Source organism: Acinetobacter sp. 16, assembly GCF_033439925.1.
In the GTDB taxonomy this organism is placed as follows: domain Bacteria; phylum Pseudomonadota; class Gammaproteobacteria; order Pseudomonadales; family Moraxellaceae; genus Acinetobacter; species Acinetobacter junii.
Window position 1 is genome coordinate 2,787,903 of record NZ_CP137746.1, and the last position, 22,585, is coordinate 2,810,487.

21 protein-coding genes are annotated in these 22,585 nt (G+C 39.8%); 15 read left to right on the forward strand and 6 right to left on the reverse strand.

The window, feature by feature from the left end:
• The first annotated feature begins 14 nt into the window (after positions 1-14).
• The 3 genes from R2H34_RS13470 to R2H34_RS13480 all read left to right on the forward strand — a co-directional run bounded on the left by R2H34_RS13470 (position 15) and on the right by R2H34_RS13480 (position 3,319).
• Positions 15-1,895, forward strand: coding sequence for a TonB-dependent receptor plug domain-containing protein (locus tag R2H34_RS13470; protein ID WP_039047037.1), 1,881 nt, complete (start codon positions 15-17; stop codon positions 1,893-1,895).
• A 95-nt stretch (positions 1,896-1,990) separates the two neighbouring features.
• Positions 1,991-2,578, forward strand: a complete 588-nt coding sequence (locus R2H34_RS13475; RefSeq protein WP_039047038.1) for a cob(I)yrinic acid a,c-diamide adenosyltransferase — start codon at positions 1,991-1,993, stop codon at positions 2,576-2,578.
• Between the two features lie 21 nt (positions 2,579-2,599).
• Positions 2,600-3,319 carry a glycerophosphodiester phosphodiesterase gene (locus R2H34_RS13480; protein ID WP_039047039.1) on the forward strand — a complete coding sequence of 240 codons (720 nt, stop codon included), beginning with the start codon at positions 2,600-2,602 and terminating at the stop codon, positions 3,317-3,319.
• Positions 3,320-3,341: 22 nt separating this feature from the next.
• Here R2H34_RS13480 and R2H34_RS13485 read toward each other — a convergent pair whose 3' ends face one another.
• Entirely contained in the window at positions 3,342-3,869 is a 528-nt protein-coding gene (locus R2H34_RS13485; protein WP_039047040.1) for an META domain-containing protein, read from the reverse strand.
• A gap of 211 nt (positions 3,870-4,080) precedes the next feature.
• On the opposite strand from R2H34_RS13485, the gene R2H34_RS13490 reads away from it, so the two are divergent.
• The 7 genes from R2H34_RS13490 to R2H34_RS13520 all read left to right on the forward strand — a co-directional run bounded on the left by R2H34_RS13490 (position 4,081) and on the right by R2H34_RS13520 (position 11,599).
• Positions 4,081-5,250 carry an acyl-CoA desaturase gene (locus R2H34_RS13490; RefSeq protein WP_004908876.1) on the forward strand — a complete coding sequence of 390 codons (1,170 nt, stop codon included), beginning with the start codon at positions 4,081-4,083 and terminating at the stop codon, positions 5,248-5,250.
• Positions 5,251-5,370: 120 nt separating this feature from the next.
• Complete coding sequence (locus R2H34_RS13495) at positions 5,371-6,813, forward strand: protein adenylyltransferase SelO (RefSeq protein WP_087539428.1); 1,443 nt, start codon at positions 5,371-5,373, stop codon at positions 6,811-6,813.
• Between the two features lie 10 nt (positions 6,814-6,823).
• On the forward strand, positions 6,824-7,405 hold the full coding sequence (locus tag R2H34_RS13500; protein ID WP_087539426.1) for a L,D-transpeptidase family protein: 582 nt from the start codon (positions 6,824-6,826) through the stop codon (positions 7,403-7,405).
• 265 nt (positions 7,406-7,670) lie between these two features.
• Positions 7,671-8,054 (forward strand): IS66-like element accessory protein TnpA, encoded by a 384-nt coding sequence (gene tnpA / locus R2H34_RS13505; RefSeq protein WP_004684363.1) that lies wholly within the window; start codon positions 7,671-7,673, stop codon positions 8,052-8,054.
• Complete coding sequence (tnpB, locus tag R2H34_RS13510; RefSeq protein WP_004642106.1) at positions 8,051-8,386, forward strand: IS66 family insertion sequence element accessory protein TnpB; 336 nt, start codon at positions 8,051-8,053, stop codon at positions 8,384-8,386. The genes tnpA and tnpB overlap by 4 nt, the downstream gene beginning before the upstream one ends.
• Before the next feature lie 74 nt (positions 8,387-8,460).
• Entirely contained in the window at positions 8,461-10,065 is a 1,605-nt protein-coding gene (gene tnpC, locus R2H34_RS13515; RefSeq protein ID WP_004684361.1) for an IS66 family transposase, read from the forward strand.
• A 457-nt stretch (positions 10,066-10,522) separates the two neighbouring features.
• Entirely contained in the window at positions 10,523-11,599 is a 1,077-nt protein-coding gene (locus tag R2H34_RS13520) for a hypothetical protein (protein WP_087539424.1), read from the forward strand.
• 44 nt (positions 11,600-11,643) lie between these two features.
• Here R2H34_RS13520 and R2H34_RS13525 read toward each other — a convergent pair whose 3' ends face one another.
• Together R2H34_RS13525 and baeS are read right to left on the reverse strand one after the other, a co-directional pair.
• Positions 11,644-12,327: a response regulator gene (locus R2H34_RS13525; protein ID WP_004908887.1), complete on the reverse strand. Its 684-nt coding sequence runs from the start codon at positions 12,325-12,327 to the stop codon at positions 11,644-11,646.
• A gap of 47 nt (positions 12,328-12,374) precedes the next feature.
• Positions 12,375-14,042 (reverse strand): sensor histidine kinase efflux regulator BaeS, encoded by a 1,668-nt coding sequence (gene baeS, locus R2H34_RS13530; RefSeq protein ID WP_087539423.1) that lies wholly within the window; start codon positions 14,040-14,042, stop codon positions 12,375-12,377.
• Positions 14,043-14,172: 130 nt separating this feature from the next.
• On the opposite strand from baeS, the gene R2H34_RS13535 reads away from it, so the two are divergent.
• The 4 genes from R2H34_RS13535 to R2H34_RS13550 all read left to right on the forward strand — a co-directional run bounded on the left by R2H34_RS13535 (position 14,173) and on the right by R2H34_RS13550 (position 19,403).
• Positions 14,173-14,550, forward strand: a complete 378-nt coding sequence (locus tag R2H34_RS13535) for a hypothetical protein (protein WP_004908890.1) — start codon at positions 14,173-14,175, stop codon at positions 14,548-14,550.
• Between the two features lie 481 nt (positions 14,551-15,031).
• A complete protein-coding gene (locus R2H34_RS13540; protein ID WP_004964050.1) occupies positions 15,032-16,834 on the forward strand; it encodes an acyl-CoA dehydrogenase C-terminal domain-containing protein in 1,803 nt (600 codons plus the stop codon).
• A 160-nt stretch (positions 16,835-16,994) separates the two neighbouring features.
• Entirely contained in the window at positions 16,995-18,776 is a 1,782-nt protein-coding gene (locus R2H34_RS13545) for an acyl-CoA dehydrogenase C-terminal domain-containing protein (RefSeq protein WP_004908894.1), read from the forward strand.
• Between the two features lie 129 nt (positions 18,777-18,905).
• Positions 18,906-19,403, forward strand: coding sequence for a phosphate-starvation-inducible protein PsiE (locus tag R2H34_RS13550; protein WP_004950384.1), 498 nt, complete (start codon positions 18,906-18,908; stop codon positions 19,401-19,403).
• Between the two features lie 36 nt (positions 19,404-19,439).
• Here the strand turns inward: R2H34_RS13550 and R2H34_RS13555 are convergent, their stop codons facing one another.
• Together R2H34_RS13555 and R2H34_RS13560 are read right to left on the reverse strand one after the other, a co-directional pair.
• Positions 19,440-19,817 (reverse strand): RcnB family protein, encoded by a 378-nt coding sequence (locus R2H34_RS13555; RefSeq protein ID WP_004908897.1) that lies wholly within the window; start codon positions 19,815-19,817, stop codon positions 19,440-19,442.
• A 138-nt stretch (positions 19,818-19,955) separates the two neighbouring features.
• Positions 19,956-20,441 (reverse strand): RcnB family protein, encoded by a 486-nt coding sequence (locus R2H34_RS13560; protein ID WP_004908899.1) that lies wholly within the window; start codon positions 20,439-20,441, stop codon positions 19,956-19,958.
• A 168-nt stretch (positions 20,442-20,609) separates the two neighbouring features.
• Here R2H34_RS13560 and R2H34_RS13565 point away from each other — a divergent pair, with 168 nt between their 5' ends.
• Complete coding sequence (locus R2H34_RS13565) at positions 20,610-21,056, forward strand: hypothetical protein (RefSeq protein ID WP_004908900.1); 447 nt, start codon at positions 20,610-20,612, stop codon at positions 21,054-21,056.
• 30 nt (positions 21,057-21,086) lie between these two features.
• On the opposite strand, the gene R2H34_RS13570 is transcribed toward R2H34_RS13565, so the two are convergent.
• Positions 21,087-22,550 (reverse strand): phospholipase D family protein, encoded by a 1,464-nt coding sequence (locus R2H34_RS13570; protein WP_318342307.1) that lies wholly within the window; start codon positions 22,548-22,550, stop codon positions 21,087-21,089.
• Positions 22,551-22,585 lie beyond the last annotated feature (35 nt).

Consider the following 22,585-nt stretch of genomic DNA (forward strand, 5'->3'; position numbering starts at 1 on the left):
TATGGAGCGACATCATGTCTACTATTTTTCAACCGACACGCTTAGTTGGTGCTATCGCTATTGCGATGGGGTTTTCTTCAACTACTTTTGCTCAAGATCAATCAACGAATAAAACAGCAACACTTGATACGATTGTTGTAACGGCATCTCGTTCTGAAGAAAAGTTAAAGAATGTTCCTGCACGCCTTACAGTAATTGATCAAAAGACGATTGAGCAAAATCCTTTATTAAATATCTCTGATGTCATTCAACGTGATCCATCGGTTTATATAAAACAAAGCGGTGGCTTAGGACAAATTTCTGAGATTTCACTTCGCGGTGCCAAATCAGTTCACACTTTAGTTCTTAAAGATGGTGCTCGTTTAAATAGTCAAAATGAACTTGCCCCACTCTATCCTGCATTTTTAGATACAACTGATGTTCAACAAGTTGAAATCTTAAAAGGACCTGCATCTGTACAATATGGTAGTGATGCGATTGGTGGTGTTGTCCAATTAATTTCAAAAAGACCTGAAAAAACAGGTGCCGATTTAACTGGCATTTATGGGGAAAATAATACTTATAAAACAATTGCAAATGCCAATTTAGTCACCGATCAAGGTTTTTATGCACAAATCGGTGGTCAACGCTTAGAAAGTGATGGCACACGCATTCTAGAAAGCCAAGCTAAAAATGAAAAAGCCAGTTATGACCAAAAGGGCTATCACGCCAAAGTCGGTTTTTATCAAGAAAATACAATAGATGCTTCTGCTTCAATTAGTGAAAATAAAGGAACCAATATTTTCACTAATAACTATATTACCAATACAGCACAACGCCAATTTGAGAATCGTGTCATTAATGCAAAGCTTGCCTACAATATTTTGCCTGATTTAATCGTAAATGCACGTTATTCAAATGTGCAAGATAAGCAAAATGTACCTTCTTATGGCTCGCGCTACGACACTGAAAATAATGAAGGTGATTTAAGCCTAAAATGGAAATTCACCCCAAATCAAAATATCTTAGTTGGTGCAACATATACGGATGCAAATTATCAAACCAACACAATTTTAAAAGGTGATCAGAGTGTTGATAGCACAGGCTATTACCTCCAACACCAATTTAAAAATGAACAATTTGATACGCAATTCGGTGTCCGTTTAGAAGACAATGAGCGTTTTGGTGATCATACTGTTGGACAAGCAGCAATTCGTTATCATTTCTTACCGAATGCAAGTATGTATGCGAATATTGGAAGTGCATTCCGTGCACCAACACTCAATGAAATGTACTCACAATGGGGAGGAAATATTGATTTAAAACCAGAGGAAAGTACTTCTTATGAAATTGGTGCTGACTATCAATTGAATCAAAATTTACTTGCAAATGTTTCACTTTATCAAAATGAAGTTAAAAACTTAATATCTTACACATGCCTTTTAGGTTGTACTACACCTGACTGGAAAGATGATGTTTCTCAGAACACTAACATTAACAAAGCCAAATTTTCAGGTGGTGAACTAGGTTTAAAATGGCAACAAGATGATTACTTCATTTCAACCCAATATGCCTATGTAAAAACTGAAAATAAAGAAACTGGGTTAGAAATAGCTTACAGACCAAAAAATACTGTTACCCTAACAACTGGTTTAGAGAACTCTATCTACGGTATCAATATTTCAGCGATTGCTCGTTCAAAATCAAATGCATCAAATGCTGCAAATCCTATTCAAGTACCAGGCTATGCGACGATGGATTTCAACGCCTTTTGGAATATTAATCCAAATGTAAAAGTCTTTACCAACATTCAAAACCTTTGGGATAATCAGTACCACCAAGTATCTCGATCTGCAACAGATTGGTACATCAACGGTGGTCGCCAAGCTTCTGTGGGTGTCACCTTACGTTATTAATCGTGTAATCTAGACAATAAAAAGATTTTCTTAACTCCAATTTCGGGGTAATGTTCTGACCGACATTATCCCCTTTTTATTTGTAGGACAGTTTCATGGGACATCGTTTAAGTAAAATCTATACACGCACAGGTGATTCAGGCACAACAGGGCTTGGGGATGGTTCGCGTGTCGCTAAAGATGACTTACGAATTAATGCGCTAGGTGATGTAGATGAACTCAATGCAACGATTGGTGTACTTCGTGCTCAGATCACAGCTAGCCAAATAGAAAGCAAAGCCCAATGGGACAAAAGCTTAAGTCTTATTCAACATTGGCTATTCGATTTAGGTGGTGAGGTTTGTATTCCAAACTATCATTTACTCCAACCGATTTGTATTGAATTCCTTGAAAAAGAAATTGATCAAATGAACGAATCGCTGCCGATGCTCAAAGAGTTTATTTTACCTTCAGGTAGTCTGGCATGTAGCTATGCACATCAGGCACGTGCTGTATGTCGTCGTGCTGAACGTGCATTAATGTCAGTACACAGTCGTGATCAAAATATTCAAGCAACGGCTTTACAGCTATTGAATCGTCTATCAGACTGGTTATTTGTTGCTTCCCGTGCTTTGCAACGTGCAGAAGGCGGTAGCGAAGTACTCTGGCAAAAGAACATTAATGACAGCATTGAACAAGCATAATTATTTCTAAGGTGAGTCGAAATGCAAATCATTGGTCATCGTGGTGCACGAGGCGAAGCCCCTGAAAATACACTAGGTGGATTTCGCTATCTACATGGACTGGGGATACGTGCAGTCGAGTTTGACGTACGTCAACTCAAAGATGGGCAACTGGTAGTTATTCATGATGATGATTTTGTGCGTACCACAGGTCGAGCACAACATGTTGAAAGCTGCGATTTATCTGAAGCTCAACAATTTGATCATCGCCATCAATGGCAGCATTGGACATTTGAAGAATACACCCCAAGTTTGCCGCATGTATTAGAATGCCTAACAGATTTTGACCACATCGAAGTGGAAATCAAAGCAGTCGCAGATGAAGCTGCTGCCGAACGCCTGATCGAGCAATTACATCAAGATTTAAAAGGTTTTGAGACTTCAGCAACGATCACTAGCTTTGATGTCAAAATTTTAGCTGCCTTACAACACATTCGTAGTCACTATAAACGCGGTTTGTTGGTTGAAATCCCGATTGGTGAATATGCCATTGAACTTGCTCAACAATATGAATGTCAGCAAATAGGTTGGAAAGACCAGCTTGCCACTGATGAGATCATCAAACTCACCCAGCATGCGAATTTAAAAACCAGTGTTTGGACTGTGAATGACATTGATCGAGCAAAACATCTTCAACAACTCGGTATAGAGGGGTTGATTACAGATGTTCCTCAACTCATGCTGCAACACCTCAAACTGTAAAAAAAGACGACTTAAGTCGTCTTTATCTTTGGCGTTGGGCTTGAATTAGGCGCTGACCTTTTTCATCTAACAAATATAAATTCGTCCCATCAAACTGAAACTTTTTCACACGCTGCATGGAGTCCATTAAATCAGCTTCTTGGGCCAAAGCCTTGTCACAACTATTGTGTCCAGCCATCACATCAAAATCTAATGTGCGTTGCGCAAAGTTATACGTATAACGACCATATAGGTTATTACACCCTGTATGACCAGAGACCAGATTTGTTGCAGAATTAAGAGCGAAATTTGGATATTGATTAAAGAATAATGCCCTTTTGTTATGAATGTGAGTAATTTGCCACGTCACATCTTGCACGCCATCGGTACTCTTGCGAACTTGTAGCGTTGGAAGTTGATTCACACGTTTTGGCTGCAAGGTTTTAGACTGGGTCGTTTGTGGTTGGCTTTGACAAGCCGAAATCACAAGAGCTGTCGATATGATTAAACTTTTGTTAAAAAATGCCTTCAAATAAGAAATGATATTTTTCACGGTAATTTGCTCAGACATTGATTTAGTTCACCTTTTAATTCATTGACCATATTAACAAATGAATTCTGTTACTGTTCTTTCGATACAACTGTACAATAATACTAGTGCTTATGAATCTGGGCATGCTAATATCAGTGATAAAATAGCAATATATCGTCATGATTGGTTTTGCTATCTCGTTTAGTTTTATTATCTTGTGCAAACAAGATTATTAGGAGCGCTGACGGATATGAATTCCGCCCCACTCAAGAAAGCACCCATTAATTGGATTGCAATTTTTGCATTGGTATTTTTACCAATCGTTGCGCTAATTACGGTTCCAATCTATAGCTACCATCATGACTTCAGTATGGGCGCATGGATTAGCATGTTCTTTTTACTGGCTGTAAGCAGTTTAGGTATTACCGCTGGCTACCACCGTTTATGGGCACACCGTGCTTATGAAGCAGCTTTACCTCTTAAAATCTTACTTATGATTGCTGGTACTTTTGCGGTTCAAAACAGTATTTTGTTTTGGGCTTCAGGTCATCGTACTCATCACCGACACGTTGATGATGTCGATCAAGATCCTTATTCGATCAATAATGGTTTTTGGTATGCACACATGGGCTGGATGTTACGTAACTACCCTGCGGCTGAACCAAACTATAAAAATGCACCTGACTTATTAAATGACAAGCTTGTCATGTTCCAACATAAATATTATGTTCCATTAGTGATCGCAGTACATGCAGGCCTTCTATTACCAATCGGTTGGCTTGTTGGCGATGTTTGGGGCGTATTATTACTTGGTGGTTTAATTCGTTTATTCATTAGCCATCACGTTACCTTCTTCATCAACTCTCTTTGTCATATGTGGGGCAAACGTCCATATACTGACGAAAACACAGCACGTGACAATTTCATTTTAGCGATTCTCACTTGGGGTGAGGGTTACCATAATTATCACCATATTTTCCAATACGATTACCGTAACGGCGTGAAATGGTGGCAATATGATCCAACTAAATGGTTAATTTGGACAAGCTCTAAACTTGGTTTAGCCAAAAACTTACGCCGCATTCCTAGCTTCAACATCCAAAAAGCTGAACTTGCGATGAAGTTTAAATATGCTGAACAAGACCTTGCGATTTATGGTCACGATGTCAATACAGATATTGCTCAGATGAAACAACGTATTGCTCAAGAATATGAAGCATTTACCAATACCTTAAATGATTGGGCTAAATTGAAAGAGCAAGAACTTCAAACTAAAAAAGCGGCTATGGCTGAAAAGATTCATCAAATGGATCATAAGCTTAAAGTTGATTTCCAACTGCTTGAGCATCGTCTTGCTCATCACCGTGAATGCTTAGAAACTTTAGTTCGAAATATCAAAAAAGCACCTGTTTCAGAGTAATCAATTTACTCAATCAAAATGGTCTCTCGATGAGGCCATTTTTTATGCCTATAACCAATTCGCCTATTCAAACCTATATTTGATATAGTGATTACTCAACCCATCTCTTGACTTTATTTTATGCAATTTAATCCCCGTTACAATTCACTGAATCCTAAGTTCTATCACCAACAACAACCAAGCCCTTTACGTGGTGCAAAAGCAGGTCACTTTAATGAGGCTCTGGCAGATGAATTACTTTGGAATGCAGATGATAAATCTAACTGGGTTGAAATTTGCAGCGGTCAAAAAACCTTCAGCGACTTCCCACCTTTAGCCATGGTTTATGCGGGTCATCAGTTTGGTCAATGGGCAGGACAATTGGGTGATGGTCGAGGATTATTGATTGGACAAATACTCAATAAGCATGGCGAAACTATCGATTTACACTTAAAAGGTGCTGGGTCTACTCCCTACTCGCGTATGGGTGATGGTCGTGCTGTTCTTCGCTCGGTAATTCGAGAGTATCTTGCGGGTCATGCACTCAATGCACTTGGTGTAGCTTCAAGTCATGCGGTAGGTTTCACTACCTCTACGCAAGGCGTACAACGTGAAACTTTAGAGCTTGGTGCGATGTTATTACGCACTTCGGATTGTCATATTCGTCTCGGTCATTTTGAATGGATCAATCAATACGCACCTGAATTATTAACCGAGTTCACTGAAAAATGTATCGAATGGCATTATCCAGAATGCCTACAATCAGAGAATCCAATACTCGCATTTGCTCAAAGCGTGATTGAGCGTACTGCAATCATGATCGCGAAATGGCAATTGGTGGGCTTTGCTCATGGTGTGATGAATACTGATAATCTCAATATCACAGGTTCAACTTTAGATTTCGGTCCATATGGGTTTATGGAACGTTTCCGTCCGAATTGGATCAATAACCACTCAGATTATCAGGGGCGTTATACCTATCAGAATCAACCAAGCATTGGACACTGGAATCTGTGGACGTGGTTAAATAATCTGATTCCGCTAGCCAAACCTGAACAAAAAGAACAGTTCAAACTGGATTTGGCAAAATGTTTAGAACAGTTTGAGCCAGCTTTTTTAGCGCATTATGGTCAAGGCTTGTGCCAAAAAATGGGACTGCCACATTTCCATAAAGACAGCTTGGATTGCAGTTTTGCATTCTTACGAATATTACAAACAGAACAACTGGACTATACGCAAAGTTTTATTCGCCTTCAGGATAAGCAATATAAAGCTCTTCGTGATGATTGTTTAGATATCCGTCAGTTTGATAGCTTTCTCCAACAGTATCAAACAATTCGAGAACATCAGGATACGGATGAATTAGATGCTGTAATGAAACAAGTGAATCCTCAATACATTTTGCGTAATCACATGGCTCAAAAAGCCATTGAACAAGCGGAACGTGGAGACTTTAGTGAAGTTGATCGTTTATTCAAGTTGCTAAATCAACCCTACACACGAAAATCAGACTTAGAAACCGAACAAGATACTGCCCCACTTCCGAGTGATGTACCTGAAATATCAGTAAGTTGTTCATCATAGAAGATATTGTATGAAGTTAGGGCTGGCTATTGGATTTGCATTACTGGTTATTTTGTTAGGATTAGCTTTTTATAAATATGAAAAGTTTATTCCTAACTTAGCTCCTATTCACCCACCCCTTTCAGCTAAAGAAATAGAAGAGATTAATAAAACTAAGCCTGTAACGACAATAGAAGTTTTTAAACAACAACGGCAACTGAAACTCAAACACCATGATCAAATCATTCGAAGTTATCCGATTCGCTTAGGCTTCAATCCGATTGGGCATAAACAATTTGAAGGTGATGGTAAAACACCAGAAGGCACTTATACAATTGACTGGCGCAATCCTCAAAGTGCTTATTATAAATCTTTGCATATCTCCTATCCAAATCCGAATGATCTCGCTTATGCAAAGCAACGGCAAAAGTCAGCGGGCGGTGATGTGATGATTCATGGCACAGTCCCTACTCCTGCAACAGCATTCCCTGCGAGTTCCACTTATATGCCTCGTAAAGACTGGACTTTAGGATGTATTGCCGTGACAAATGCTGATATGGATGAAATTTGGCAACTTGTTAAAAATGGCACGCAAATAATTATTCATCCATAATTGAATCAAGCCCATTGAAGTTGTGTTAGAGATAAATATTGTGATTAAACTGGACAAGGCTTAGTCACAGCATAAGTTCATCATCTAGATTTATATCCCCTAGCACTTAAAAAATCAGCATAAGCTTTTGTAAATTAATAAAATACGCTTAATACTAGACCGTTCATTGATTATCTAAGGTAAGCGTCCGCTGAACACACCTTATGAATTCGTCCTATAAGCCTTAATTTAGTCCTGACTTAAAAACAAGTGGGAACTTAAATTTATGACTACAAATAACCAGACATCCATCGCATCTCTTACGATAAAACGAAGAACATATAGTGCTGAATTTAAACAGCAGATCGTTCAGGCGTGTAAAGCATCGGAGGTTTCAATTGCTTCGGTCGCTTTGCAACATGGATTGAATACAAATCTTGTATCCAAATGGATTCGCTTAATTGATGCTAAGCCAGGGAATGATCGCTCACTACTACCGAATAAACCTGCATTTATTACCTTATCTTGCTCCGCACCATTAGATCCTATCCCTACTGGCATGTTAACGGTTCAAATTACTTTACCCCACTCAAAAGCAGAAATTGGCTTGAAATGGCAAGTATCAGAAATATCTGCTTTAGCAGAATTACTCAAGGCACTTACAACATGATCCGTATCGATGAAATCTGGTTGTCTACTCAGCCCATGGACATGCGTGCAGGTATGGATACGGCCATGGCTCAGGTGGTGAGAGCCTTTGGCTACATCAAACCGCATTGTGCTTACCTGTTCTGTAATAAACGTGGCCATCGCATGAAAGTGCTGGTACATGATGGACTGGGCATCTGGCTGTGTGCCCGGCGGTTGGAACAGGGAAAATTTCACTGGGCTAAAGTTCACCAGGGTGAAAGCGTAGCCCTCAGCCCAGAACAGTTACAGGCACTGATCCAGGGTTTGCCTTGGCAGCGCATTGGACGACAGCAGGTGGTGACGATGCTCTAAACTAGCTTGGTCCATTCTGCTATTCTCCAAACGTTCTATTTCCTCTGCGTCATGACCTCAGGCATACTGCGGTCATGAATACGCTGCCTGATTTAAGCCAACTGACCCATGAACAACTGCTGGAATTTACCCGGCAGTTGGCAATGCAGCATCAGTCTTTGGCACAATCAAATCAAGAATTAGAAAAATCAAACCAGCAATTGGATGCCAAAGTTCAACATCTTTCCATTCTCACGCAAAAATACGAGCATGAGCTCGCACTATTTAAACAGCACAAATTTGGCAGTAAAAACGAACATCTCACCGCAAAACAAATCCATCTGTGGGATGAAGCGGTCGAAGAAGATATTGCCGCTGTTGATCTGGAACTGGAACGGCTGAATGCAGATAAAACTGATGCAGCGACACACAAAGCCACAGTCAACAAACCTAAACGTCGACTGCTGCCCGATCATCTACACACCATCCGTATCGAGCATGAACCAACATCAACCCAATGTGCTTGTGGCTGCACCTTGCGTCGTATCGGCGAAGATATCAGTGAAAAACTACATTTCAGACCGGCACAGTTCTATAAGGAACAGCATGTGCGTGGCAAATGGGTCTGTGATCAGTGTGACACCCTGACTCAGCAAGCGATGCCTGCCTATGTGATTGATAAAGGCATTGCTTCACCTGAACTGCTCAGCCATGTGCTGGTATCGAAGTATGCCGATCATTTACCGCTGTACCGTCAACGTCTGATCTATCAGCGGGCGGGAATCGAGCTTTCTAGATCAACGTTATCTGACTGGATAGGTCGCTGCGGTGTGGAACTGGAACCTCTGGCCAATGCCTTAAAACAGGTGGTGCTGCAACAGCGGGTGATCCATGCCGATGAAACGCCGGTCACCATCATGCGGATGGGTGATGATGAGAAAAAACCGAAGAAAGGTTATGTCTGGGCCTATGCCACTACACAGTACAATCCAGTTCAAGCGGTGATCTATGACTTTCAGGATAGCCGTTCAGGTCAGCATGCAGAAGAGTTCCTGAATGGCTGGCAGGGCCATCTGGTCTGTGATGATTACAGTGGTTATAAAGCACGCTTTAAATCAGGCGATGTCATAGAGGTGGGCTGCATGGCGCATGCACGTCGTAAATTCCATGAGCTACATGTGACCGGGAAAAGTCAGATCGCTGAACAGGCATTACTGATGATTCAGAAACTGTATGCGATAGAAGCAGAACTCAGGAAAAAGACCGATGGTACAGCAGAACACCGCCGCGAATACCGACAACAGCACAGCCAACCGGTGATGCAACAACTGTGTGAATGGCTCAACCAACATTATCTGACGGTGCCATCGAGTTCTCCAACCGCCAAGGCCATCAATTACAGTCTGAAGCGTTGGCCAGCCTTAAGCCGCTATCTGGATGATGGCAATCTACCCATTGACAATAACTGGGCAGAGAACTCAATGCGTCCCTGGGCATTGGGCCGTAAGAACTGGTTGTTTGCAGGTTCGCTGCGCAGTGGACAGCGAGCGGCAAATATCATGACTTTAATCCAGTCAGCAAAGCTGAATGGGTTGGATCCGTATGCCTATCTCAGTGATGTGCTGAAAAGGCTGCCGACGCATAAAGCGACCCAAATAGAAGAATTACTACCACATCGCTGGAAATCCAACTCAAATTAAAAAATAGGCATGGGGTTCAGCGGACGCTTACTATCTAAGTACTTTATCAGTAGATTATTTCTGCAAAATCATTATCAAACTATCCACATTTTCTGTGGATAATACTGTGGTTATCCACAGGATAAAATTAAAGGCTCATTTTTCTTATTAGATTTATCTCTTTGTGAAAGAATTCTACACATCCAAACGCCCTAACAAAGTTATGTAAACAATAAGCTCACAATGAAATTCGTTGTTAGTCTTTTAAGTCTTAGACCTAAGATAGTAAAATTTGTATAAAATTCAAACAACACAATATAATCTCCTCCCAAGATTTGGTGATTTTAAATTTTGGATCAGCACTCAGCTTTTGTGACTAGAATTCATGGTGAATTTAGCATATACATTTAGATTGAAATGAAACATAGCGAATTGGGTTTAAAACAATAAACTACACATGATTAGGATTAGTTTTCAGATGCCTTTCAACACACTTACCAAAATACTATTTGCTTTTGCACTTTCCAGTTCGTGTCTGCTGCATGCCGCCCCTTCATTTGACGAAGATACACAAATCATTTCAAGATCACCTCTTGGCGTTTGGATGCTAAAACAAGACTTAAACCAGCCTAAACTCAACTGTGCTATTCGATTTATTTCTACTAAAGATACTGAAAACAGTTTTTCTATTTTTGGTGCTGCAAAAAAAACTTCACATGCAACGATCCTATTTCAAGGTAAAAGCATTCCTACCACGCATACAGCAGAAGAGATGCGAGTCGAACTCCGACAGCAAGATTTAGCTGCGACACCCCTAAAAGCTCAACTTTTGCCAAGTTCAAGTACAGGTATGCTTGCAGTTAACACAGGAGATATTCAGCAAACGCTTAAATCTATGCGTGATCAAGAAAAAAACCTACAATTAAAATTGAACAATGCCACGATTTACACACTTGACTATGATGGTTTAGCTCAAGCACGAACAGCGATGCAGGATTGTCTCTCGGGTAAAGCGGTCAAAATAAAATCACTGAAACAAGCAACAGCTGAAATTCGCCCTGTTGGTAATTCAACGATCGCAGGACAAGCATTTTACAAAGGTGCAATTCTTGCAAAAAAACAATATCCACCCAAAGGAACACAAGCCGTTGGTTTAATCTGGATGACAGATGAATTTAAAGCATGGTATGAAAAAGTTAAACGTGATCAAAAGCTACCAACTCATATCCCAGAATCTATTCTCAAACATTTCATGTCTACGCGTATCTTAGATGATCAAGGACGTTTTAAATTTACCAACTTACCTGCTGGTGAATACATTCTCATTGCAAATTTTTCTTATGAAAAAAATGTTAGCCATACTGAAGTTGTTGGGCGAACTGATATTTATGTGGGGAATCAATATATCGGCTCAAACGACCAAATTGCTCGTTGGAATTATATTGTGAAAGAAGGGACTTCTTTTGAGAAACCTGTGACCATCCCCAAAGATGGCGATACGATTAATGTAAGTTTAGATAAGTCACAAATCATGTGTTTTTTGGTGTGTTTCTAAAAAAGAAAAGCTAGCCTTATGATCTACATAAGGCTAGCATAAAATTATTCAGGGTATTCAAAACGATAACCAACCCCATAAACGGCTTGTATCCACTCATGACGATTCCCTGTGTCTGCAGCTTCTGTGATTTTGCGACGAAGGTTTTTGATATGACTATCAATCACTCTATCCGCGACATCAAAGCTGTCAGGATTGATGTGATCTAAAAGCTGTGCACGTGAATAGACTTGTCCTAAATGCTCTAAAAACAATTCTAATAAACGGAACTCTGTTGGCGTTAGCGTCAGTGCTTTTTGTTGATACCAAATCCGTTGCTGAGCTTTATCAATACGGAATAAATCATTCTGTTCAGGCTCAGCTTTTCGCTCTAAGCGACGTAACACGGCTTGCACTCGCGCAACTAACTCTTTCGGACTAAATGGCTTACAAATATAGTCATCAGCCCCCATATTCAGCCCCAACACACGATCGATTTCTTCAGTACGTGCAGTAACCATAATAATTGGTAAATCTGATTGCTCACGGACTTTACGACAAATCGTTAATCCATCCATACGTGGCACCATCAAATCTAAAATCATCAGGCTTGGTTTGCGTTGCTGAAATTGAGTATAAGCATCTTGACCATCATGAAACATGCTGACTTCAAAACCAGCAGCCTCTAAATAATCTCGAACCAACTGTGCTAGCTCTACTTCATCTTCAACCAACATAATATGTTTCATGGTCTACATCCTATACATCACATCCTCAGAAATAGAGGAATAAAAAGTTATTTGATTTGTTTTGGAAAAGTCAGAACACAACGCAAACCACCTAATGGTGAATGCTCAAATGTCAGTGAACCACCCAATGCTTGTGCCAATTTACAAGACAAAGCCAAGCCTAAACCCGTCCCTCCCGTACTCCGAGTACGAGAATCATCAACACGATAGAAACGCTCGCCTAAACGCGCTAACTGCTCATCATTCACACCAAATGGGCTGTCATCCACATACAATATCCACTGTTTAGCATTTTGTTGAGTATGAATCTGTATTTTCCCACCTTGTTCGGTATAGCGAACACTATTTCCTAACAAGTTAACAATGATTTGCTTAAATCGATCTCGGTCTAATGAAAGAATCGCTCCTTCGCCAGAAAGTGAAACTTCTAACTGATGCTGTTCAAAAGTTGATTTAAAGTTTTCAACTTCTTGCTGAATAATCTCCCAAGGATTTACATCAGCAAAATAACATTTAAGTTGTTGAGCATCAGCTTGAGCCAAATCAGCTAAATCTTGAGTTAATTTTTTTAAACTAGAGACTTGCAACATCATGGCATTTAAGTGCTCTGGTGTTGCCTTACGAATCCCATCCTGCATCGCTTCAATTTGTGCCTGTAATACAGCTAAAGGCGTTTTTAACTCATGCGAAGTATCAGCAACCCATTGACGACGTGACTCTTCATGTTGATGCAAAATATCAGCCAAATGATTCAACTGATTAGATAAATCGCCTAATTCATCATTACGCTTAATCGCTACCTGATGTTGATAGTTACCCTTGGTCAATTCTGAGGTCGCTTTTAATAAGCGCTGGATTGGCTTTTTAAAATAAGTTGCCATCAACAATGCTGCAACCAAACTCGACAATACAGTCAGCACATAAACCAAGAATAAATAACGTTTCTGATTACTAAAGAAATTAATACTTGAGGCATCATCTTGATCAAGCACAGGCTTTAAACCTAAGTAACCCACTACTTGTTGACCTACCAAAATCGGACGGTAAGAGATTTGATCTGTTGCGGGTTCACCAACAACAAATTGATGTTTTGCATCATAAAGAGACAAGCGAGAACTCAGTCCCAACTGATCTGGAATCGAAACAAAACGTTTTTTTCCATTTTGAGTATCATCATTTTGCTTATTAGACTTTTGCTCAGAACTATCTTTTTTTAACTTAAATTGACTTGGACTTAATGGAAATTTTAAACCCTCAAATGGTTGATATTCCGACGGCAGATTTTGCTTGAGAATATTTAGCTCTTCGGTATTAAAAATTTGGCGATTTCTTATTTCCGCATTATTTTGCGATAAGCTTGGAGACATGCTTAATAAAGTATGATCATTAAAGTATCTTTGCTGCAAAGCAATGTCATACTGACGACGCAACCACCACTGTGATAAACGATCATAGTCATCTGGTGCGGCAGTTCCTTCGATTTGTAAAATTTGCGCCTGAATCGCATTCCCCCAATCTTGATAAACGTTATATACATTCCCCAAATTGGCAATCAAACGATCTAACTTTTGCATTTCCACATCGGCAACATATCGAGCAAAGTTCTTTTGCATCGTCCAATGTAAAATCCCCAAACTAATCGTGGCGATCAACAACGTTGTTAACAAGACGGTTAGGAATAAGCGTAAAGCTATAGGAATACGACGGATACTCAAATATATAGTCTCAACATGGATCTACCTTTTGATTGTAACCAACATGTCAGAAAAAAACTCTCCATTGTTTCTTCATCATTATTGTCTAATCTTTAACTCATCAATGAGCAAGTAGTTTACTGGATAAAAAATGAAGAAGACTCAGATTGCAATTTTAAGCACAGTTCTCGGTTCAACACTAGCTTTAGCAGCTTGCCAATCCACTACGCCTGCTGAACAAAATATGAATAGAGATCATCATCGACATCATACAATGCAGCGCCAAAATCTTAGCCCTGAACAGCGTGCCGAGTGGCAAGCTAAGCGTGAGCAGCGTTTAGAACAACGTGAACAAATGCGTCAACATCATCAAGCTCAAAAAGCGAAGATCGAACAAGCATGTCAAGGAAAGCGCATTGGTGAACGCGTGAATATTCAATGGAATAATCGTGTCATCGAAGGTACTTGTGAAGTCCGTTTCAGCCCTGATCAATCACAATTTAAGCGTCAAATGCATCCAACTACTTAACCCTCTTCCTTACGGCGCTTCACAGCGCCTTTTTTTATCAATGCATACGAGACACTTATAAAATCATAACTAATAATTACTCAAGAGTACTGGTTACTTTCATTTTCTAAAAATTAATCTAAAAATAAAAACCTGATGAAAGTCTGCAAAGTTGCGCCATAATAAATCGTGAAAATATTGATTCCGATGATCTCACTTACATTATCATCATTAATTCAGATCAAAATAACCACTACACAGCTGCTTACGATTTTAAACAAGCAGTACAAGTAAAAATTAGAAAAAACACATACAATCTCAGTGCTTATACAGGCAAAATGACAATCTTTGACTTCGCAGTCACTAAGAAATGACCTGTAATAGCTTGTACCAAACTATAACTTGTTGCACGATTAGGGGTACAAAATGGTGCCATTAATTGGGCACATTTATCATTGACTAAGATTATAACTCTGGTTTGACCAGTATTGAGGAACCCGCTATGCCACAATACAAAGCACCCTTACGTGATATGCAGTTCGTATTGCACGAATTATTAAATGCTGAAGCACATTACGCAAAACTGCCTGCATTTCAGGGCACCGTAAGCCGTGAATTGGTTGATCAATATTTAGAAGCAGCGGCAGATTTCTGTGAGAATGAACTTTCTCCTATCAACCAATCAGGCGACCGTGAAGGTTGTACTTGGAATGACGGTGTTGTCACTACGCCTACTGGTTTCAAAGAAGCGTATCAAAAATATATCGAACTTGGTTTCCCATCTCTTTCTGCTGAAGAGCAATATGGCGGTCAAGGTCTACCTGTTTCTCTAGGAAACGTGATTTCTGAAATGGTTGGTACTGCCAACTGGTCTTGGGGTATGTACCCTGGTCTTTCTCATGGTGCGGTACGTACTTTAGAGCATCACGGTTCAGATGAACAAAAAGCAACTTATTTACCCAACCTAGTATCTGGTGTTTGGACAGGTACCATGTGTCTTACTGAATCACATGCAGGTTCTGACTTGGGTATTATCCGCACCAAAGCTGAACCACAAGCAGACGGCAGCTATGCAATCTCTGGCGAGAAAATCTTTATCTCTGCTGGTGAACATGACATGGCAGAGAACATTGTCCATATTGTTCTTGCACGTTTACCAGGAGCACCTAAAGGCACTAAAGGTATCTCGCTGTTTATCGTACCTAAGTTCCATGTCAATGCTGACGGTTCAGTTGGCGAGCGCAATGCTGTACGTTGTGGTTCGATCGAACACAAAATGGGTATCCATGGTAACGCAACTTGTGTGATCAACTTTGATAAAGCAAAAGGTTACTTGATCGGACCAGAAAACCGCGGCCTAAACTGCATGTTCACATTCATGAACACTGCACGTATTGGTACAGCAGTTCAAGGTCTTGCTGCATCTGAAGGTTCTTTCCAAGGTGCTTTAGCATATGCGAAAGATCGTTTAGCAATGCGTGCACTTTCAGGTCCTAAAGCGCCTGAAAAAGAAGCAGATCCAATCATTGTGCATCCTGCGGTACGTAACATGCTGTTGACCCAGAAAGCATTTGCAGAAGGTGGTCGCGCACTAGTATATCTGTTGTCTCTACACGCAGATATCGTTGAACAAGGTGCAACTGAAGAAGATCGTAAATTCTCTGACAACATCTTGTCTTTATTGACGCCAATTGCAAAAGCATTCTTAACTGAAACTGGTTACGAATCTGCAAATCATGGGGTTCAAATCTTTGGTGGCCATGGCTTTATTTCTGAGCACGGTATGGAGCAAATCGTACGTGATACACGTATTGCTTGCTTATACGAAGGTACTACTGAAATCCAAGCACTTGACTTGTTAGGTCGTAAAGTATTGCAAACTCAAGGTGCAATGTTAAAAGACTTCACTAAGATCATCCATAAATTTGTTGAAGCGAACAAAGACAACGCAGCAATGCAAGAATTTGTTGCACCTTTAGCTGCTGCAAACAAAGAGTGGGGCGACATCACGATGCAAATCGGTATGCGCGCAATGCAAAACCCTGATGAAGTTGGTGCAGCTGCAGTTGATTACATGTATTTCTCTGGCTATGTAACGCTTGCTTACCTATGGGCTCGTATGGCATTGGTTGCTCAGGAGAAACTGGCTGAAGGCTCAACTGATGTTGACTTCTACAATGCGAAAGTAGCGACTGCTCGCTTCTACTTCAAGAAGATTTTGCCACGTGTTCGCTCACATGTAGATGTACTTTCAACTGGTGTTGCGCCATTGTTTGAACTTGATGCGGAACACTTCGCGTTCTAATCATAGATTAGAGTGAGATGCAACGTTCATCACAAAAAAAGGACTGGTCAGTTTTGACCGTCCTTTTTTTGTTTAATCAATGCTAAATTTAGATTATTCATTTATTTGTTCGTTTTATTTGATCACTTTGCACAGAGCCTGTGCCTAGAAGGGAACGATTATGCCAATTTACAATGCTCCTTTAGCAGACATGAAATTCATCTTAAATGATGTATTTAACGCAGAACAATTTTGGCAAGCTAATGAAAAACTTGCTCATGTAGATGCGGCAACGGCTGAAGCTATTTTAGAAGAAATGGCTAAATTTGCGCAGAATGTAACTCATCCTCTTAACCGTACAGGTGATGAAGAAGGCGCTCGTTGGGAAAATGGTGAAGTATTCACTCCAGCTGGTTTCAAAGATGCTTTCCGTCAATATGCCGAAGGTGGTTGGATTGGCTTAGGTGCTGATGAGGAATGGGGCGGTCAGGCAATGCCAAAAATGCTGACTGTTCTTGCTGATGAGATGTTATTCGCAACCAATCCATCATTCTTGCTCTACCCGCTTCTTTCTGTGGGTGCAGGTATGGCATTAAACAGCTATGCATCTCAAGAGCAAAAAGAAACTTATTTACCTAAAATCTACTCTGGCGAATGGTCTGGTACGATGTGCTTAACTGAACCGCATGCAGGTACAGATTTAGGAATTATTAAAACCAAAGCTGAACGTAATGAAGATGGTACTTACAACATCACAGGTACAAAAATCTTTATTACAGGTGGTGATCACGACCTCGCTGAAAACATCATTCACTTAGTTCTTGCAAAAACACCTGATGCTCCTGCTGGTTCACGTGGTATCTCTTTATTTATCGTACCTAAGTATCTTGTAAATGAAGATGGTTCTTTAGGCGAACGTAACTTAGTTGGTGCCGGTTCAATCGAACACAAAATGGGGATCAAAGCGTCTGCGACTTGTGTCATGAACTTTGACGGTGCTAAAGGTTTCCTCGTTGGTAAAGAAAATGAAGGTCTTGCAGCGATGTTCGTCATGATGAACTATGAACGTTTATCGATGGGTATCCAAGGTCTAGGTGCTTCTGAATTTGCTTATCAAAATGCTGCACAATACGCCACTGATCGTTTACAAGGTCGTAGCGCTTCAGGTGTTCAGTCACCAAGCAAACCTGCAGACAGCATTTTAGTTCACGGTGACGTTCGTCGTATGTTACTAAACGTACGTGCTAACAATGAAGCATCACGTGCATTTGCTGTTTATGTCGGTCAACAGCTCGATATTACGAAGTTCTCAACCGATGCTGAAGCTGTTAAAAAAGCCAATGACCGTGTTGCGCTTTTAACACCTATCGCTAAAGCTTATCTAACAGATACAGCATTCCAAGCAACGCTAGATGCACAAATGGTATTTGGCGGTCATGGTTTTATCCGTGAATGGGGTATGGAACAATGTATCCGCGATCTTCGTATTGCTCAAATCTATGAAGGAACGAACGGTGTTCAATCACAAGATTTAATCGGTCGTAAAGTGATTAAGAATGGTGGTGCTTTCATCGCTGAATACATTGCTGAAATTCGTGACTTTGCAAATACATTAGATGCAGATTTGAACTTCATTAAAGATGCAACTTTAGATGCAGCAACTGAAGTAGAAGCAGTTACTCAATTCATCATTGAACAAGCAGCTGAAAATGTAGAGTTCCCTAACTCTGCTGCTGTAGATTACTTACATGCAGTTGGCTTACTCAGCTTCAGCTACATGTTTGCAAAAATTGCTGCTGCTGCTAAAGATAAGTCAGGTGACTTCTATCAAAACAAACTTGCATTAGCTCAATACTTTGTGACTCGTATCTTGCCTGAGTTAGAAGCTCGCATTAAGAAAGTTGAAGCTGGTTCTGATCTCATCATGAACTTCAGTGAAGACTATTTTACAAATCAATCTTAACTCCAAAGTAAAGTAATGTTAGAAGCTGCCTAAATCATCTGGTTTAGGCAGCTTTTTATGTCAATAATTAAATTTTTGCACAACAATTGCATAATATCTTTATACATTTTTATAGAATATTTAATCTTTATGCCGACTTCAAAAGAGAGACTCGAAAGCATTCAACGCTTATTTGACAGATTTGGTCACTATGCCGTTGAAGCATTCCATTATTTAGCTTTGTTTATTATTGGCTGTATGATCGCGTGGTCAGCAGTTCATACCGTAATTGATATTTTAACCGTCAAAAAATATGCGACGATTGATGATATTTTATTATTATTTATCTACTTAGAGCTTGGCGCTATGGTTGGAATTTACTTCAAAACCAACCATATGCCTGTACGATTTCTGATTTATGTTGCAATCACAGCACTTACACGCTTGCTTATCGCAGATATTCAACATAATCACAAAGCGTCTATGGATCAGGTCATCATCACAGGATCCATTTTGATCTTAGCTTTGGCTATTCTGATTGTCCGTTTTGCTTCATGGAACTACCCCTCTGTGATCCGAGGCAAAGAGCAGGAACAGCAAATTCCAGCAAATAAGACACCTCGACCTCAAGACGATGAGCTTGCATAAAAAAGCAGCCTTACGGCTGCTTTTAAATTCATTAAGTTATGCGATTCGATAAACACGATATTTTGAATCAACCAACACGTATTTTCCTTGTACTTGCATCCAGTTATAACCACGTGGTGGCTGATATAAACGATGATAGCGATAGTTTGAAACCACATAACGTTTACTACGGAATTCCGATGGTAAACGCTCGCCACGTATAAAGTTTACTCGCTGTCCATAATGGTTTCCACGATCTGCATTTGACCATCGCGGTGGATCTCTATGATCATGTCGGTGGTCATTTCGATCGTAACGCTGCTCATAACGATCTTTATAGTCGTGATGATTGTTCCAACGATTTGAATCTGCCATTGCTGAAGCAGATGCACCAAACATTAAACTTGATACCAACAACATAACTGTCTTTTTCATTGTTTGATCCTCTGTTTTGATCTGAACTCAGATTAAGCAAAACTCTAGGAGAAACCATGAATAAAACGAATGAGATTGCAAAACTTTGTAATCAATACTGAGAAACTATGGAGATATCTCAACCTAAGGTATTAAAGCTCATCGAATAATTTCGATTCTAAAATTATCATCAGTCACTAAAAAATATCTTCCATCGATCATCACCCAATGGCGTCCACGTGGTGGTTTGCGTAAAGAATAATAATCCCAATCTCGGATCACATAACGCTCACTCCGAAACTCACTTGGTAACTCATTTCCGACTACAAATGCCTCTCGGTGATATGTATGTTCAGAGTGAGTCTCAGGATAGTATTCAATACTGACACTTGGGCGATATTGGTAAGAGTAGTGATTATTTTGGTAGGGTTGATAATAATACCCCTTCGGTGGTGCTGTAGGTGTATAACGCTGATTTGAGAACGCAAAAGGATCTTGAGCTGGAGGTTGATAAGTTTGTTGAGATTCATGATATGGACGACGTTCAACTCCTCGATAGCCGCTCCAGTTATTTGCGTAGCTTAAGGCTGGCAAAGCACTGATCACCAAAGTTAAACTCAAAATTTGAAGTTTATTTTTCCTCATTTCTAGTGCCTCAAAATGATTTCTACAATTAGTTTAGTACAGAAAAACACCAGCACTGTAGTAATAATATTTTTTTCGACAACCAGTAAAATTTACAAGATGGGCTGATGTTGAATGAAGCATAACTTAAGTATGTTAATATCTTTTTTTTAGTATTGGAGTGGTTCAGTGTCTGAAATGAATTTTGATCGTCTTTACGATTTCTTTTCTAAAATTCCAAGCGTGCAAAAGGAAAGAATCATTGCACATGGCACAGACGAGCAACATGCGTGGTGGTTTAAATTTAGTATTAATGTAGAACACGCACTGGCATGGCAAACTGTTCAAGAACTTGGACATGTTCTGAATTACTTATCAACCAACGAGCGCTTACCAACACAATTTTTCCCTGTGTCACCACCACCCTATATGAATGGTGAAGCAAAGGACTTTTTGGCATGGGTCATTCAATGTAACCATCCTGAATTTGATCCCAATACCGTTTGTGATTGGCTTGAAGCACGTTTGCCCAACCCTGTTGAAGATGAAAGCCAGTGGAAAATTCAAACTGATCTAAGTGAATTAGATCAACTTGCTGATAAGGATTTGGATCAGTTGATTCCACCAAATCCATAATAAAAAAAGAGGCTATAAGCCTCTTTCTTTTTAGAACGTCGACAATCCAGACCATTCCATAAAACGATATATCCAATATTTTAATTTTGATTCATCTGCATACTTTGCATAATCAACCGTCATTTGACGGCCATTTAGGTTATTCCACGATGAATTAAAATATGTCTCTGCATCACGAAAAACCTGTGCTTGTGTATTCCCAACAACTTTCATGTTGGTTTCAAGATTATAATTTTTTAAATTGCGTGCAGTTAGATTTGCAGAACCAAGAATCAACTCTGCATGCTGATGATTATATTTAAGCAGCATTTTACTATGACATTGCTCTCCATGAGTATCACACCATCGAATCGGAATACCAACAGCATTCAATTCAGAAGCAACTTGTCGATTGGGTATACCATTTTTTTGTCGACCAAATGCATCTTTATTCGGATCTAAGATCATCCGCACATCAACACCACGCTTTTTAGCTTGTTTAAGTGCCTCAATAATTTGTCGTTCTGATAAATAAAACATAGCAATATCTAAATGATCTTGAGCTTTAGCCCCATTTATCATCTTGATTACAGCATCATAAATTGCTTTTTCAGTCAGCACCTGCACTTGTGGCAAGCTCTTATCCTCAGCAAATGCACCCATGATCACAACAGGACTTGAGCCCTTAGACATAGATGCAACTGCTTGCTCTGTCTGTAGCATATCAACCGCAGTTGGACCATCTACAACTAAAGCAACATTACTATGATGTGAACTGCCATCATGTGGATTTGCAGAAGTCACTAAGCTTTTCCAACCTTGTTCCGTATCCACAACCAAAGTTTTTCGATGATTTGCTTTGAAGTTAAAGAGTTCTAAATAACTACGTAAAGTGATTTTATCGTCACCAAATGGATTTTTTAGCCATCCACCCTCTGAACTATTGCCTAGATTCTGACAACAGATATACCAAAAACCAGACCAAAGTGGATTAGATGCACGTAAAGGTTTCAAATCTGTTTCGATTACATCAATACCTGCTTGGCGCAATAAACGATAATGTTCAGGTGCAATCCCACCATATACAGAGTTGATTGGATCAGTGATCAATACAATTTGAATGGCCGGGTTCTGTTGTCGCTTTAGAATCAATGCATTTGTTAATTTTTGCATCAAAGGGATTTGCTGAATCTTGGATTGACCTACTTCTTGATTAAACAAAAACATATCCAGCACAATTGTGGTTTGTGCATCATCAATTAATTTAAAAATTTCAGTAAAAATTTTCTGATCGAGATGTTGCGTTCCTTGCGCATCGACATAAGTTTGGTCTGCTAGAAATTTCACATTGGCATGACGTAATTGACCAGTGAAATTCAAACCTTTAGGAAGAGGTTTCACCGTATGATAAATTGCAGAAGCAATATATCCTATCGCTAAAATACATAATATCACTGCCATGTAACGTCGACCTGACCAGTTTAACTTTTGATGAATTTTTTGGAAGATGCGCATATAAACAGAAAAAGCCCTAGCCTAATGAACCAAGG

Excerpts from the sequence above, each read along its gene's own strand:
- R2H34_RS13555 (WP_004908897.1), bottom strand. The coding sequence starts at position 19,817 with ATGAAAAAGACAGTTATGTTGTTGGTATCAAGTTTAATGTTTGGTGCA.
- R2H34_RS13570 (WP_318342307.1), bottom strand. The coding sequence starts at position 22,550 with ATGCGCATCTTCCAAAAAATTCATCAAAAGTTAAACTGGTCAGGTCGA.
- tnpA (WP_004684363.1), top strand. The coding sequence starts at position 7,671 with ATGACTACAAATAACCAGACATCCATCGCATCTCTTACGATAAAACGA.
- tnpC (WP_004684361.1), top strand. The coding sequence starts at position 8,461 with ATGAATACGCTGCCTGATTTAAGCCAACTGACCCATGAACAACTGCTG.
- R2H34_RS13535 (WP_004908890.1), top strand. The coding sequence starts at position 14,173 with ATGAAGAAGACTCAGATTGCAATTTTAAGCACAGTTCTCGGTTCAACA.
- R2H34_RS13550 (WP_004950384.1), top strand. The coding sequence starts at position 18,906 with ATGCCGACTTCAAAAGAGAGACTCGAAAGCATTCAACGCTTATTTGAC.
- R2H34_RS13470 (WP_039047037.1), top strand. The coding sequence starts at position 15 with ATGTCTACTATTTTTCAACCGACACGCTTAGTTGGTGCTATCGCTATT.
- R2H34_RS13525 (WP_004908887.1), bottom strand. The coding sequence starts at position 12,327 with ATGAAACATATTATGTTGGTTGAAGATGAAGTAGAGCTAGCACAGTTG.
- R2H34_RS13480 (WP_039047039.1), top strand. The coding sequence starts at position 2,600 with ATGCAAATCATTGGTCATCGTGGTGCACGAGGCGAAGCCCCTGAAAAT.
- R2H34_RS13485 (WP_039047040.1), bottom strand. The coding sequence starts at position 3,869 with ATGTCTGAGCAAATTACCGTGAAAAATATCATTTCTTATTTGAAGGCA.
- tnpB (WP_004642106.1), top strand. The coding sequence starts at position 8,051 with ATGATCCGTATCGATGAAATCTGGTTGTCTACTCAGCCCATGGACATG.
- R2H34_RS13490 (WP_004908876.1), top strand. The coding sequence starts at position 4,081 with ATGAATTCCGCCCCACTCAAGAAAGCACCCATTAATTGGATTGCAATT.
- R2H34_RS13560 (WP_004908899.1), bottom strand. The coding sequence starts at position 20,441 with ATGAGGAAAAATAAACTTCAAATTTTGAGTTTAACTTTGGTGATCAGT.
- R2H34_RS13495 (WP_087539428.1), top strand. The coding sequence starts at position 5,371 with ATGCAATTTAATCCCCGTTACAATTCACTGAATCCTAAGTTCTATCAC.
- R2H34_RS13475 (WP_039047038.1), top strand. The coding sequence starts at position 1,991 with ATGGGACATCGTTTAAGTAAAATCTATACACGCACAGGTGATTCAGGC.
- R2H34_RS13545 (WP_004908894.1), top strand. The coding sequence starts at position 16,995 with ATGCCAATTTACAATGCTCCTTTAGCAGACATGAAATTCATCTTAAAT.
- R2H34_RS13500 (WP_087539426.1), top strand. The coding sequence starts at position 6,824 with ATGAAGTTAGGGCTGGCTATTGGATTTGCATTACTGGTTATTTTGTTA.
- R2H34_RS13520 (WP_087539424.1), top strand. The coding sequence starts at position 10,523 with ATGCCTTTCAACACACTTACCAAAATACTATTTGCTTTTGCACTTTCC.
- R2H34_RS13540 (WP_004964050.1), top strand. The coding sequence starts at position 15,032 with ATGCCACAATACAAAGCACCCTTACGTGATATGCAGTTCGTATTGCAC.